This window comes from Candidatus Margulisiibacteriota bacterium, from assembly GCA_041650635.1.
In the GTDB taxonomy this organism is placed as follows: Bacteria; Margulisbacteria; WOR-1; order JAKLHX01; family JBAZKV01; genus JBAZKV01.
Map to the genome: position 1 here is coordinate 1 of JBAZKV010000033.1, position 13,000 is coordinate 13,000.

A 13,000-nucleotide genomic window follows, 5' to 3' on the forward strand; every position below is an offset into this window, starting at 1 on the left:
AGGCGGCAAGAGCGGCCGCCATGGCAGTTGCAACCCCTATCTCTCCCTGGCAGCCCACCTCGGCACCTGCAAGACTGGCGTTCTGCTTGCAGATAAAACCTATGAGAGCCGCCGCCAGCATGGCCTCTCTTATCTTTTTCCTAGGCACTTTAAAATGATAGTGTGCAGCGTAAAGCGCCGCAGGTATCACTCCTGCCGAACCAAGAGTGGGAGCCGTCACAACTTTGTGGTAAGAAGCATTCTCTTCAGCCGCCGCTATTGCATATGAGCTTAACAGGGCTATGAACCTGCCGGGAAGATGCTCCGGAGCATTATGCCGGCCATAAAGCGATTTTGCTTTTTTTTGAAGCCCTATCGGCCCGTCAAGCACACCCTCGCTCTTTAAGCCCCGTTCAACGCTGTCAAGCATTACATCGATAATGGTATCCAGCTTCTTTTCTATCTCTTCCTTATTCAACCCCGCTACAGCCTGCTCGTTCTCGAGCATTACGGCGGCAAGGCCCTTTTTTTTCTCCTCGCAAAGGGCAATGAATTCCTTCATATTGGAGTATTTGTGGACGGGACCGGCGCCTCCTGCATGCGGCTGCCCCTTCCATTTGATAAAGCCGCCGCCTGTTGAATAATACTCTTTTTCAAAGACCGGCTTTCCTTTTGAAAGGAGTTTAAAAACAAGCGTGTTCTGGAAAGGAAAAGAATGTTCTACCGCGTCAAAAATGATGTCTTTTGGAGTAAAGTTAACCTGGGACTGCCCTATTTTCATGGCATAGGTCTTGTCCCCGGCTTTTCTGAGTTTTTCTATTATATCCGGGTCGCAGGTATCCGGAGCCTGCCCTATAAGGCCCGCGGTCGCAGCAAAATCGGTGGCATGCCCCTTTCCCGTGGCGCTTAAAGAGCCGAACAGATGGACCTCAAGCTTATCGACCGAGGATGCTGCTTCTTTAGGCAGTTCCTGGATGCTTTTTACAAAGTCCGCAGCCGCCCTCATCGGGGCTATCGTGTGCGAACTGGACGGGCCGGGGCCTATCTTGAACAGTTCAAAAATAGAGAGGCTTATCGGTTCTTTCATAGTTTCCTCACATCAGGTTTATTATAATGCTGCCCATAACGGTAAGGAACACATTGGCAAAAGCAAAAGGAGCGGCAAAGCCAAGCGACATCACCTTGCTCTGGGCATCCTCCTGGAGAGCAGCAAGCGCCGGAGGAATAACGCGCGAGCCCATAAGCCCTCCCAAAAGCAGGACGGGGTTCATCTTGAGAATGTACCTGCCGAACACCACGCCAAGAAGTATGGGAACTATCGCAAGCACGATCCCCGACAAAAAAACCGAAAGGCCGTTGGCCGCAATGGCAGCCAAAGCCTGCTTTCCGCTGGTTAGCCCTATACAGGCCACAAAAAGCGTAAGGCCAAGGTCAGATAGCAGCCACTGCGCCGCGTCCGGCATCTGGCCAAAGGTGGGATGCTTGCTCCGTAACCAACCCGCAAACAGGCCCGCGACAAGAACACCGCCTCCCACCCCCAAAGTAATTGGGATACCGGCCAGGGGAAGGACAAGAGAGCCGATCAAAGTCCCCAGCACGCAGCCTGCTCCTACCATTACCAGATCGGTCACGGGAGTGTGCCTCATGGCATATCCTATCTTTTCTACAGCCCTGTCCACTGCTTCTTTTGTCCCCACTATCTGCACAATGTCGGAATTGTTTATTACAGTATCCCTTGTAATTGGAAGTTCCATGCCCTGTCTGGTCATCCTTACAAGAAAAACCCCCCTAACGAAAGGCTCTTTGGCTATTTCTCCAAGCGTTCTGCCTATCACTCCGGGATCAAGGACGCAGACCTCAAGTATCTCCCCTACTATTTCCGCCATGGAGGAAGTTTCAACCTCTTTGCCTATCAACGCCCCAACCCCGCAGAGCGCTGCCCGTCCTCCCGCCACCAGAAGTGTATCTGAGACTTCTATTCTTGTATCGGGCAAGGCATCCATCAGTGCGGTACCCCTTTTTATCTTGTCTATTTCGGCCCTCTCCGGAAACCCCGCTTCCGCCTCCGCCACTGTGCGGCCCGCAAGGTCCTTATTTTCCACTCGGTAAGCCCGCAGGCCTGCTATCCTGGACCAGGAAAAAAGGTCCGGATCGCTGCCCGGCCCCGATGAGGCCCCCATTTTTTCTTCCAGCGCCTTTGCCTCTTTTTTGAGGTTGACACCCATCATTCCGGGAAGCAGCTTGAACAAAAGAATGACACCAACGGTTCCAAAAAGATAAGTAATGGCATACGATACCGCTATGTTGTTGTCCAGGTTCTGTTTTTCGCTCTCGCTTACTGAAAGGTGTTCCACTGCCCCGGTTGCCGTTCCTATGACCGCGGACTGGGTCATGGCTCCCGCGAACAAACCGGCCGTGGTACCTTTGTCATAGTGCAGCGCCTTGCCCAGCACAACAGCTGTCCCAAGTCCGGCAAGCGCCACAAAAAGCGCCAGCAGAAGGTAATTAAGTCCTTCCTTTTTTAAACTGCCAAAGAACTGCGGCCCCACTTGGTAGCCTATGCAAAAAGCGAACAGGGAAAAAGCTATGTCCTTAAGTATTGCAGGAACGCCGGAGGAGAACTGGCCCAGGACCATGGCAATAAGAAGGACCGAAGCCGTGGCTCCAAGGCTGAACCCTTTGAACTTAAGTTTTCCGACAAGATAGCCGAGAGCAAGGGACAAAAAGACCAGGACCTCGGGACTCTGGCTGACTATCTGGGCAAGTTCTGCGGTCATAGATATGTCCTTTCGGAAAGGTTTTAGAAATTATACAACAAAGGACTTATTAGGTAAATGATTTTATTTGAGGAGAGCATCAAAAAAATCGGCCGTTCTTTTCATGACCAGAGGCCAGGCCTTGATGAACTCATGCGGCTCCCCTTCATATATGTAGAGAGCGCTTTCCTTGCCAAGCCCCTTGAGCCGCTCCTGGAGTTTTTTGGACCAGGACAAAGGAACAGAGTCGTCTTTTGTTCCGTGATGTATCATGACAGGGTCCATGATATTGGACAGGTAGCCTCTGACCGAAAGGGAATCCCAGAAAGCCGGGTTCGAGTCCGGCGTACCGTACCTATCTATTATATTGTGCCTGACGGGACTTGCCCCGTATTTGGCAGGGATCTTTTTTTCTTCCCTGGCCGGCCTTCTTGCTATCCATCTTTCAAAGTTATCGCGGTAGTCTATGCTGGTGGGAGCCATCAGCACATAGGCTTTTACCAGGCCGGGCTTAGAGGCCATCATATTTAGCGCAATGCCCCCTCCCATCGAATGGCCCAGCATTCCGATATTGTCCTTATCAACAAAGTCGAGGGTAGAATTCTTGAGAGCATAGACCGCATTGATAACATCTTCCGTATAACCGGTATAGAGCCGGTATTCGTTGTCCGGATCCTTATCCGAGAAGGCATGGTTGCGGTAATCCGGGTGGAGCACAACATATCCCCTTTTGGCAAGATAGTCCTGTTCGCGCTTTAGCCCTCTGCCGCTGGTATAGACCTTTGTGCTTATATAGCCGTGAGCCGTGATAATAACAGGGAAAGGACCGCTGCCTTTAGGAACGTTCATTATGCCGGAAATGCTCAAGTCGCCGCTTTTGTAAGTTATATAGTAGCGGGTATAATCCTTTTCTTTTGCGAGAGTATGTACGAGCTTAAGCTCTCTGCCGTAATATCGCTTTTGCTGCAGCGCCTTAAGCGAAACATCGGACGGATCAACAGCCGCTGCGCAGCACGAAGCAAAAAAAACCGCAACAAGAATAACTGCCGGTAATTTTGACATGAGAAAATAATAACCTGCCGATGCAATAAGTGTCAATTAAGAGGCCGTTAATGTGCGGACTTATGGCCGTCTTTTTTCTCAAGATATCGCTGATGATATTCTTCTGCCCTAAAAAAGTCCTTTGCCGGAAGTATCTGCGTAACGACGGGACTGTTGTATCTGCGGCTTCTTTCCAGTTTTTCTTTCGATCTTTGCGCTGCTTCCTTTTGCGAAGGAGAATAATAGAAGATCACGGACCTGTATTGATCTCCGACATCCGGGCCCTGTCTGTTCAACTGCGTCGGATCATGTATACTCCAGAAAACATCAAGCAGTTTTTCGTAGGGGATAGTTCCGGGATCAAATTTAACATGCACCACTTCTGCATGGCCCGTATCCCCGCGGCAGACTTCTTCATAAGATGGTTCCGGGACCTGTCCTCCTGCATAACCCGCAGCAGTATCAATAACTCCGGCAAGTTTTCTAAATTCCTCTTCCACATGCCAAAAGCAGCCACCCCCGAAAGCGGCTTCGTCAAACTTGCTTTTACCTGACCGAACAAACATTAGAGCAATACCGTTTATGCAATATCTTTTTCCTGAAGGAGGCGGGCCATCGTCAAACACATGGCCGAGGTGAGAACCGCACCTGGCACAAAGAACTTCGGTTCTCATGCTGCCAAGCAAGAAGTCTTCCTTATATGCTATGTTGAGGTCCGAAACAGGCTCAAAATAGCTGGGCCACCCGGTACCTGAATCAAATTTTGCGTTCGTTGTAAAAAGATCGGTGCCGCACCGAACACATTTATAGATGCCGAGCTCCTTCGATTCTATTAGAAACGGGCAGCTAAAAGACCGCTCGGTAGCTTTTCTTGTTGTTATTTCATACTGCTCTGGCGTCAAGATCTTTTTCCATTCCTCATCTGGTCTGCTAACCCTGTTCACTATAACGACTTTGCCTATCTCAGAGTCAAAGATCTTCATCTTGCCGTTTTCTTTTTTCATAGAAAGCCCTCCCCCAAGAAAAGCCAAGGTCAGCAATGCTGCAATAATACATATTGAGGCCCTCTTAATATCCACCTATAGAACACCTGCACCGGCAGCCCATTACTACAGACATTCTACACCTCAAGGGGTAATCCAACAAATTCTATTTTTCAGAAAGGTTCCCTGCCTGTCATCAGGCAGGTCTGTCCACTTTTTCACAAAAGAAAAGCGGACATTTCTGTTATCTGTTATCTGCAACTTTGATCTCCACATAACTGCTATAATAGAATAATGGACGCTCAAAATAACAATCAGAACTTTTACGGTCTCGGTATCGCCCCAAGGATACTGGACCTTCTGGACAGGCTGAAATTCAAGACCCCTACGCCAATACAGTATAAAGCCATCCCAATGGCCATAGACGGGCAGGATGTTATAGGGGTCGCGCAGACTGGAACGGGAAAGACGCTTGCCTTTGGGATACCGATGGTACAGCGGCTGGCACAGGGAAGCGGAAAAGGCCTGGTGCTGGTGCCGACGAGGGAACTTGCCCTGCAGGTGGAAGAGACCTTAAGAAAGATCGCTGTTCCTTTTGGGATGAAGACGGTCTGCCTAATAGGCGGAGCTTCTATGTACATGCAGGTAAAGGCTCTTAGGATGAACCCCAGGGTGATCATCGCGACCCCGGGGCGCATGCTTGACCACATGAACCAAAGTACGGTCCGGCTGAGGGATGTCAGCGTCATAGTCCTGGACGAAGCCGACCGCATGCTGGACATGGGCTTTGCCCCGCAGATAAACAGGATCCTGCCGCATTTGCCCCAGAACAAGCAGACGATGCTCTTTTCCGCCACCATACCGGCCAACATAATGAAGATAGCCTCTTCCCATATGAAGCTTCCAGTTAGCGTCGAGATCGCCCCTTCGGGAACAGCCGCAAAGAACGTGGTCCAGCAGCTGTTCATAATAAGGAAAGAAGAAAAGATGCCCCTCCTGCTTAAGCTGCTCAACCAGTACCGCGGCACCGTGCTGATCTTTGGCAGGACGAAAAGAGGCGTTTCCAGGATCACCATGGGGCTCAGAGCGCTCGGTATAAACGCCGCCGAGACCCATTCGGACAGGTCTCTGGCTCAGCGCAGACAGGCGCTGGAGGGCTTTAAGAACGGAAAATTCAGGATAATGGTGGCAACTGATATCGCGGCCAGAGGCATAGATGTTAAAGGCATCGAACTGGTGATAAACTATGATCTTCCGGATGATTCTGAAAATTATGTCCACCGCATCGGAAGGACCGGAAGGGCCGGGCACGAAGGAAGGGCAATTTCCTTTGCCACGCCGGACCAGAGAGGCGATGTCCTAAATATCGAAAGAGTGATGAAAAAGAGCCTTCCCATAGCAAAACATCCTGATATCAAAGCTTCGGAATTCTACAGCGCCCCGTCAAGAAGTTTTAGCAGGAGGCCCGTGCGGAGAAAGAGCTACAGGTACTAGAGAACTCGCATTTTTCACAGATATCCGTCCTGTTGACCTTAACAATGTAGTCTTTGCCTCTTATCCCCTTAGCGCCGTCCTTTCTCATCAGTTCTATGCAGGGGGGAGTTTTTGACCTGCAGCCGTGCCTGTTGTCGCAGTTCATGCAAAAGCCCATGTTCAGGACTCCAGGGCTGACATCAACCTGCCGAACCTTGACGGGGCTTCGCATTTAAAATAGTGGGAGACATTGCCGTATTCAAACGCGAGGCTGCAGGCGTGAAGGAAGATCTCGTTCTTTTCCAGTCGGTATTCCCGGGGAAAAGCTTTCTTGTCAAATCCGTAAAAAACATCCCCTATAACGGGATGGCCTATAGAAGACAGATGCGCCCTTATCTGATGGGTCCTGCCGGTCTTTATCTCAACTTCCAGGTAGGCCGCGCCCCTCAGCCTTTTCAGGACTCTGTATATTGAGACCGATCTCTTTGAGCCCTTCTCGGCTGCCTCCGAGGCCACGGTCCTTACCAGAAAACCCTCTTTGACCTTTCTGAGAGGAGTATCTATGGTGCCAAGATCGGACTCAAAGTCACCCTGCGCTATGACAAGGTATTTTTTCTGCACCCCTCCGTCCTTCATTAATTTGCATAGGGCCTTAAAGGCCTGCAGGGTCTTTGCCGTTATAATGAGGCCCGAAGCCCTCTTATCAAGGCGGTGTACAAGCCCAAGGTAAGCAACCCCCGCAAATTCCTTTGACAGCTTAGGATATCTGCCCAGGAGCGCACTGATAAGCGAGTTCTTTTTGTGCAGCCTGTCGGGAGTGGAAGAAAGCCCGGCAGGCTTATTGATGATGAGAAACTCGTCGTTTTCAAACTGCACATCAAGGTCCAGATCCTCGTTGGGAGCAATTAGTATGCTTGAGGCAGGTTTTACAAGGCCCTCTATCTTGTCGTTTTCCTCAAGAGCCCTGTCCGGCCTTACATTGCTGTCATTAACAAGCACATAGCCGGCCTTTATGGATTCTTTGATGTCCTTGCGCTTTAGTCCGGGATATTTTTTCTTCAGGTACTTGTCCAGCCTTGTGCCTTTTGCGGCGGTTTCTGCTGCCAGGGAAAATCTTTTGTTCTTCATTTTGTCCGCAGTTCTAATTCAGGATGAGGATCGGCGTGCCCTCGTCAATATTGGCATAAAGGTATCGTAAAACCCTGTGCTCAACCGCTATGCATCCCCGGGTATTGTCGCTTTTTGTCACTCTGATAAGGCCCGGTTCTCTTCTTTCCATGGTATCGACAGCGGCCCTCATATAGGTAGGGGCCCCGTGGATGCCGTAGGTCCCTCCCAGAGGAGTATCCCAGGGCGGGGTCTGCCGGAGCAGATTGGCCTTCACAATTCTCCTGTAATCAGAAACGCTCAATCTGCTCCCAAGCTCAATGGCCCTGTTTGCTACTGCGACACTGGGCCAGCTGATGCCGAGAAAAAGAGTGTACCGGCTGTTTGGGTTCTTCTGGCAAATGTAGAATTCCCCTTCAGGCGTCTCATTGATGCCCCCGGAGCCTATGGCAATAGGAGCCGGAAATTCTATATTAAAGCCCTTGTAATTAGCTCTCCTGACCGGAATTCCGCCTCGGTTATAAAAGATGAGATGCCTTGACTTGAGACAACAAGAGAGTCCTGCCCGGGATGCTTAAGCGCGAACTCAAGAACTTTTGCATCGAGGCCCGACCCTGCTATCCGCGTGCCATTTCCGGCGGTGAACACCGCTGCCGCTGCTGCCGCAGCAAAAACCACGAATAATGCTACTTTTGGAAGCTTCATATTATAATTATATCCTATTTTCAGAGCAAAGAACGAGGTCGGTCTATCTGTAGCGCCTGTAAACAGCGGCGGAGACCTCGTTTATGACAAGCCGCGCGTCGCGGTCCTTTTTGAAGCCTTTTGTAAAGACCGCCAGCGCGTATGAGCCGCGCGGAGTATAGACAATGGCCGAATCATGAAGCACTCTTTCCAGGTTGCCGGTCTTGTTGGCACACTTAATTTCCCGGGGCAGCATTTTTGGTATGCCGAACCTGTATTTTTGGTCCAGCATAAAGGACAGCATCTGTTTCCTTGATGATTTAGAAAACCCCCTGCCCTTCTGGATCCTTGAGAGAAGCTTGACAGTATCCAACGCTGTGGTGGTGTTTATCCTGGTCCCGGGAGCCTCTGCCAGTGCTGTTTCATCAAGCAGGCGCGTGGAAGTAAGTCCTATGGCCGAGCAATAGCTGTTAATAGCCTTTTTGCCGGCGGTGTTAACGCACAACCTGGTTGCACTGTTATCCGAAAGTGATATCATCAGCCGGCACAGGTTCCAGAGCCTGTAGGTATTGGGCCGCAGCCATTGCAGGACCCCGGCTCCCGGAAGTTTGTCCCTGTTCGTAAACATTACCTTCTTTTCGAGGTCCAGCAAGCCTCTGTCGGCCAGCGAATAGATAGCCGCCATAACGGGAAGCTTTATTATTGAAGCAGCGGGAAAAACCACACTTCCGTTAACGCTTATCCTTCGGCCTGTCCTGATGTCTTCAAAGGCTATACCTATCCGGTATCCCTTTACAGTCCTTGAGCCGTAATTTTTACCGGCTATCACCCTGAGCTCTTTTTCCAGCCCGGCAAACCGGTTCTGCCCAAAAGCAGCACCGGAAACCAGCACAAAAATAATTATCAAAGAGAAGATTCTTTGCACATTTTTATTATAGCAAACAGGTCAAGAGGTCCGGCTCAAGAGGCAAAATTCATTCTGCGGATCTCGGAATAGGCGTCCTTGCCGCCCAAAAAAAGGCAGGTAAGAGGAGCAGTTTTTTTGGCCTCCTGCGACATAAGCCTTGAGAGGTTTTGTATGTCCCACTGCGCGTGGGCATCTTCCCTCAATCTTGAGACATGGTAAAGCTCCCTGGCATTGCAGGAAAAAAGGACCCTTCTTCTGTGCGCGTTGGTTAGGACATAAGGCGCCGCAAGCGGGCTCTCTTTTTGCATCTGCCGGTAGACCTTTTCGGTCTTTTCCGCAACTTCCATAAAAGCCTTTTCCATCCCCGTTTCTTTTATGGAAGGCGGAATGGTCACTCCAAGCTCAGTGTCGTAGTCTTTTGCGATAATTGTGGACATTCTGTGCCGTTTAAGCTGCGCAAAACAAGAAGAAGACAATATGACATCAAAGGTAAAATTGACATTTTCATATTCACGGAGAGTTGTATCATACAATTCCATGTGCCTGCAGGAGGCCTTCACCAGCTCCTTTTTCTCTTCCGCTGACATCTTCTTCATCGCAACCATACAACTGTCATACGGTTCTTTGGATACGGCGTACAGCAGCGACGCCGCCAGAACATCATCAGCATCTTTGGTATGCTCAACCAATGTCACATCATTTGAAGTTTGTGATTGGACATTGGAAATTGGAAATTGGAAATTGGAAATTCGCGTTTTAATATCATCGTATGTTTTAGCATCATAATCATTCGCCTCCGTGAACAATATGATCGACGGAGCTATCTTTTCCACAAGAGCATACATCTGCTCTGCGAGTTCTTTTATTTCGGCCAGTTTTTGCGATTTTGCCCTTCTCAAGAACAATTCCAGGTTGCGCGCGTTCATCGTCAGCCCCAGCTGGGCTTCTGTCGCAAGGGAAGTGATGTACCTTGCGTCCTCCTTTGCCCAGCCTTCCAAAAGGTTCCTGTTCTTTGGGTCGGCGGCAAGGCCCTTGTGCTTTTCAAAGACATATTTCCGGAGTTTTTCGTTAAGCCTGTGGTACAGCCCGTTCTGCTCTCTGAGAATTTCTATGTATTTCGATTGTATTTCGCTCCCGCGTATTTCTTCGGGTATCACATGATCATCTCCGAGGGTAATGTATCTCTGCGACTTCTCCGTGAACGAGCACAATCTAAAGTGTTCGATGAATTCGACAGCAAGACGGGATATCCCGATCAGGTCAAAATTAAAGACGGCGTGTTCCGCAACACTGTGGTGCCCCATCTTAAAGATTATAGTGGAATTGGATTTCCTGGTCTTTTCCACTTCTTCCCTGGCGGCTTTTCGCAACTCGTCTATCGGCCTTGGATCGCGGCTTATCCTGGCATACGCTGCAGATAGAGTTTCGGGGGTGACATCCTGTCTTTGAGGAGAGTTCTTTTTGAGCTCCTCAAGCACCTCGGCGTCAACATTGTACCCGGCAAGAAGTATTTTCATGAATCTCCATAAAACCCGAACCTAAAGGTTCGGCTCCGGTTTTGCTTCCCAATGGAGCCGACACTATAGTATCGGGTCTCCTGCAACACAAAATGATCTTCAGCGTCGGAACAGAGACCAAACTTATTATATCAGTCCTTTGAGGTATTTTTGCCGGAGTTTTTCCGGAAATCTTTCGATGGCGTAGCGCAGCATCGTCCTGGGCATCTTTTTATAATATTTTTTAAGGAATCCCTCTTCGGTCCTTTGAGAACACCTTTTCCCGACTTCCCGCAGCATCCAGCCCACTGCTTTATGGATAAGGTCGTGTTCATCATTTAGGAGAATGCGCGAGATCTTTAAGGTCTCTTTGGCTTCTCCTTTGTAGATATAGGCAAAAGTGGCTAGGATAGAGATCCTTTTCTTCCACAGGTCTTTTGAACGCGCAAACTTATAAAGAAGTTCTTTAGATCTATTTTCGAGATATGCTCCGACAATATGCGGAGCCGTAAGGTCGATAAGGTCCCAGTTATTGATGTATTTGGTGCTTGAAGTATATAGCCTGAATATTTTTTTCTTGAGCGCCGGATCGCCCTTCTTGAATTGCGACACCAGTATCAGAAGGGCCGCCATACGCTCTTCGTGATATTTGGAGCAAAGCAGCCTCTTAGCCTGGGAAAGAGGAAGGGGTAAATAACTCTTTACAGTTGACCGCATCACCGGCAGGGTGACCCCCAAAAACCTGTCCCCTTCGGCGTACTCTCCGGGTCCGGTTTTGAAGAAACGCTGAAGAACTGCGGCTCTTTTGGGATCGGAGCACCGGCTAAGGTCTTTTCTTAATCCTGAATACCGGCTCATATCTTCCTGCTGTCGTAGGCCCAGTGAAGCACGGCCTGTCTTTGCTTTGGCCGGCAGGAGAGATCCCCTCTTGCGCAGTTCTTGATCAGCTGGCTCACATGCCTTTTTACGGCCAGCCATCTTTTTATCTGCCTTTCGTCTTCGAGGGGGAGCCTTCGCCCCATATAGTAGCGGCAGTACCACTGGAACCAGCCCCTGGGGTCCTGCCCGTTGATCCAGCCTTTTCTTCTCCAGACAGAAAGCGGCTGACTGGCGTTAACTCCAAAGTGATTCAACTTGGGATCGTGCCTTTCGGGGCAGAGTTTCGCTTTTTTGAACCAGGAGGAAGGGAATTCTTTTTTGCAGTCCGTCATATATTTTCCGCCAAAGACACCCAGCTCCAGCATCTGCTTTGGCGTAAGCTCGGGTTTAAAGCGGGAGTCAAAGTTCTTTCCAACGAGAGCGGTCAGCTGATACCTGTAGCCTTTCTGCATCTTATCGTTGACGACTACGGTTCTTTTCATTGGTTGTAAGGTCATCGGAAGGGGCGAGATTCGAACTCGCGTTACGCGTTAACGTAAACACGCTTTCCAAGCGTGCGCCTTCAACCGCTCGGCCACCCTTCCGCGCAATCAATTCCCGGCTCTTGCCGAGAACGCGAAGAAATCAAAATAACTCTGCCAGTTTTTATCCGTTGAACCGTACTCATTGCCGCCTAAAAAATAATCGGCAAGGACTTCTCTCATTCTTAAGATCTCTTTCAATCTGTCCCTGTTTTTTTGGTCATCTATCGTCAAATCGCAAAGCTCAAGAGCCCTTTCGAGCGCCTCAAAAGAAAGTCCCGGATTGCCTTTGCGTTTCCAATTTATGGCCCGCGCAACATCGCTGCCGATATTGGCCATCTGCTCGCAGAAAGAAAAAGCTGCCCACCTTCCCGAGGCAAGCTCCTTGTGCTTATAGTCTAGTTTGGCATTCATCCGGATATCAGCGATCCGACGACCTCAGCGATCTTTTTGCGCGTTAAAGCGTCTTCAACCTCTCTTGATCTGTTGCCCTGGACCGGCCTGATGTTTATCATTGAATCATATTCAATAAGATCCTCCGCTTTGGCGTCCGGATAAAGATTGATACCCCAAAGGTCATACTGGCTCGAGCCTTCCCTTATAAGCGCACCTTCAAGATCGCTGTGCAGGTCCGCGTCAACTGCAAGCAGTTTCTTGTTTATGTCCACGACCGCTTTTACCATGCCAAACCCGGACCTTTCCATCATTATCCGCAACTCATCAAGCTGAAGCCTGTCTCTTACTATTTTCATAACTCTTTCAAATTATAACATAACCTCATTCTTCAGGCCGCGTCCGTTTATAAACAGAGAACCGATAGAAGAGTCCTGCAAAAGGCTTGAAAAACTGGACTGCCCCCTGTAAGCCAGCCCGGGGAACTTTTTCTGCGAGCCGTTTGTCTATCAACAGTAGATGGTAAAAGCAACTTGCAATAACCGGTACCGTGGTATAGAATATTTTAGAAATGAAATATATTAAGAGGCTGGCAGGAATACTGGTCTTTTTTGCTGTTTTGATAGCCCCCTTTGCGCTTTTTCCCGGCTGCGGCGCTCTTCCTCCGATGATAACCAGTCTGGTAGCAGATCCCGCGGCTATCCCGGTTGAAGGCACCACCATGATCTCCTGCGAGGCCACTTCGTCTTCTGCCGCCAATCTCACTTATACCTGGAGCGCG

The 13,000-nt window shown here is 49.6% G+C and carries 15 protein-coding genes and 1 tRNA gene; 2 read left to right on the plus strand and 14 right to left on the minus strand.

Features of this window, described 5'->3' with window-relative positions; all coding sequences use genetic code 11:
* The 4 genes from WC490_07660 to WC490_07675 form a co-directional block, all read right to left on the minus strand.
* Window positions 1-1,066, minus strand: a 1,066-nt coding sequence (locus WC490_07660; protein MFA5098477.1) for a serine dehydratase beta chain, incomplete at its 3' end; no start/stop codon positions are given.
* Between the two features lie 7 nt (window positions 1,067-1,073).
* Window positions 1,074-2,756: an aspartate-alanine antiporter gene (gene aspT, locus WC490_07665; protein ID MFA5098478.1), complete on the minus strand. Its 1,683-nt coding sequence runs from the start codon at window positions 2,754-2,756 to the stop codon at window positions 1,074-1,076.
* A 63-nt stretch (window positions 2,757-2,819) separates the two neighbouring features.
* The gene (locus tag WC490_07670) at window positions 2,820-3,797 is read right to left on the minus strand and encodes an alpha/beta fold hydrolase (protein MFA5098479.1); all 978 of its coding nucleotides are present in this window, start codon (window positions 3,795-3,797) and stop codon (window positions 2,820-2,822) included.
* A gap of 47 nt (window positions 3,798-3,844) precedes the next feature.
* Window positions 3,845-4,780 (minus strand): bifunctional methionine sulfoxide reductase B/A protein, encoded by a 936-nt coding sequence (locus WC490_07675; GenBank protein MFA5098480.1) that lies wholly within the window; start codon window positions 4,778-4,780, stop codon window positions 3,845-3,847.
* 273 nt (window positions 4,781-5,053) lie between these two features.
* Between WC490_07675 and WC490_07680 the strand changes: the two genes are divergently transcribed.
* A complete protein-coding gene (locus WC490_07680) occupies window positions 5,054-6,253 on the plus strand; it encodes a DEAD/DEAH box helicase (GenBank protein MFA5098481.1) in 1,200 nt (399 codons plus the stop codon).
* Between the two features lie 159 nt (window positions 6,254-6,412).
* On the opposite strand, the gene WC490_07685 is transcribed toward WC490_07680, so the two are convergent.
* The 10 genes from WC490_07685 to WC490_07730 form a co-directional block, all read right to left on the minus strand.
* Entirely contained in the window at window positions 6,413-7,360 is a 948-nt protein-coding gene (locus WC490_07685; GenBank protein ID MFA5098482.1) for an RluA family pseudouridine synthase, read from the minus strand.
* 13 nt (window positions 7,361-7,373) lie between these two features.
* Entirely contained in the window at window positions 7,374-7,868 is a 495-nt protein-coding gene (locus tag WC490_07690; protein ID MFA5098483.1) for a L,D-transpeptidase, read from the minus strand.
* Window positions 7,808-8,044 carry a hypothetical protein gene (locus WC490_07695; protein MFA5098484.1) on the minus strand — a complete coding sequence of 79 codons (237 nt, stop codon included), beginning with the start codon at window positions 8,042-8,044 and terminating at the stop codon, window positions 7,808-7,810. The genes WC490_07690 and WC490_07695 overlap by 61 nt, the downstream gene beginning before the upstream one ends.
* Window positions 8,045-8,087: 43 nt before the next feature.
* Complete coding sequence (locus WC490_07700) at window positions 8,088-8,948, minus strand: serine hydrolase (protein ID MFA5098485.1); 861 nt, start codon at window positions 8,946-8,948, stop codon at window positions 8,088-8,090.
* Between the two features lie 35 nt (window positions 8,949-8,983).
* Window positions 8,984-10,447, minus strand: coding sequence for an FAD-dependent thymidylate synthase (locus WC490_07705; GenBank protein MFA5098486.1), 1,464 nt, complete (start codon window positions 10,445-10,447; stop codon window positions 8,984-8,986).
* 126 nt (window positions 10,448-10,573) lie between these two features.
* Window positions 10,574-11,284 carry a DNA alkylation repair protein gene (locus tag WC490_07710; protein MFA5098487.1) on the minus strand — a complete coding sequence of 237 codons (711 nt, stop codon included), beginning with the start codon at window positions 11,282-11,284 and terminating at the stop codon, window positions 10,574-10,576.
* Window positions 11,281-11,787, minus strand: a complete 507-nt coding sequence (locus WC490_07715) for a hypothetical protein (protein MFA5098488.1) — start codon at window positions 11,785-11,787, stop codon at window positions 11,281-11,283. The genes WC490_07710 and WC490_07715 overlap by 4 nt, the downstream gene beginning before the upstream one ends.
* Before the next feature lie 15 nt (window positions 11,788-11,802).
* Window positions 11,803-11,889: transfer RNA gene (locus WC490_07720), tRNA-Ser, on the minus strand.
* Between the two features lie 6 nt (window positions 11,890-11,895).
* On the minus strand, window positions 11,896-12,240 hold the full coding sequence (locus WC490_07725) for a hypothetical protein (GenBank protein MFA5098489.1): 345 nt from the start codon (window positions 12,238-12,240) through the stop codon (window positions 11,896-11,898).
* Window positions 12,237-12,578: a DUF5674 family protein gene (locus tag WC490_07730; GenBank protein MFA5098490.1), complete on the minus strand. Its 342-nt coding sequence runs from the start codon at window positions 12,576-12,578 to the stop codon at window positions 12,237-12,239. Before WC490_07730 ends, WC490_07725 begins: the two co-directional genes overlap by 4 nt.
* Window positions 12,579-12,790: 212 nt before the next feature.
* Here WC490_07730 and WC490_07735 point away from each other — a divergent pair.
* A partial coding sequence (locus WC490_07735) for a hypothetical protein (GenBank protein ID MFA5098491.1) occupies window positions 12,791-13,000 on the plus strand: 210 nt, incomplete at its 3' end.

Bases quoted from the DNA above. Each gene is read 5' to 3' on its own strand.
- WC490_07685 (MFA5098482.1), bottom strand. From the start codon at position 7,360: ATGAAGAACAAAAGATTTTCCCTGGCAGCAGAAACCGCCGCAAAAGGC.
- WC490_07705 (MFA5098486.1), bottom strand. From the start codon at position 10,447: ATGAAAATACTTCTTGCCGGGTACAATGTTGACGCCGAGGTGCTTGAG.
- WC490_07680 (MFA5098481.1), top strand. From the start codon at position 5,054: ATGGACGCTCAAAATAACAATCAGAACTTTTACGGTCTCGGTATCGCC.
- WC490_07710 (MFA5098487.1), bottom strand. From the start codon at position 11,284: ATGAGCCGGTATTCAGGATTAAGAAAAGACCTTAGCCGGTGCTCCGAT.
- WC490_07730 (MFA5098490.1), bottom strand. From the start codon at position 12,578: ATGAAAATAGTAAGAGACAGGCTTCAGCTTGATGAGTTGCGGATAATG.
- WC490_07695 (MFA5098484.1), bottom strand. From the start codon at position 8,044: ATGAAGCTTCCAAAAGTAGCATTATTCGTGGTTTTTGCTGCGGCAGCA.
- aspT (MFA5098478.1), bottom strand. From the start codon at position 2,756: ATGACCGCAGAACTTGCCCAGATAGTCAGCCAGAGTCCCGAGGTCCTG.
- WC490_07725 (MFA5098489.1), bottom strand. From the start codon at position 12,240: ATGAATGCCAAACTAGACTATAAGCACAAGGAGCTTGCCTCGGGAAGG.
- WC490_07670 (MFA5098479.1), bottom strand. From the start codon at position 3,797: ATGTCAAAATTACCGGCAGTTATTCTTGTTGCGGTTTTTTTTGCTTCG.
- WC490_07715 (MFA5098488.1), bottom strand. From the start codon at position 11,787: ATGAAAAGAACCGTAGTCGTCAACGATAAGATGCAGAAAGGCTACAGG.
- WC490_07675 (MFA5098480.1), bottom strand. From the start codon at position 4,780: ATGAAAAAAGAAAACGGCAAGATGAAGATCTTTGACTCTGAGATAGGC.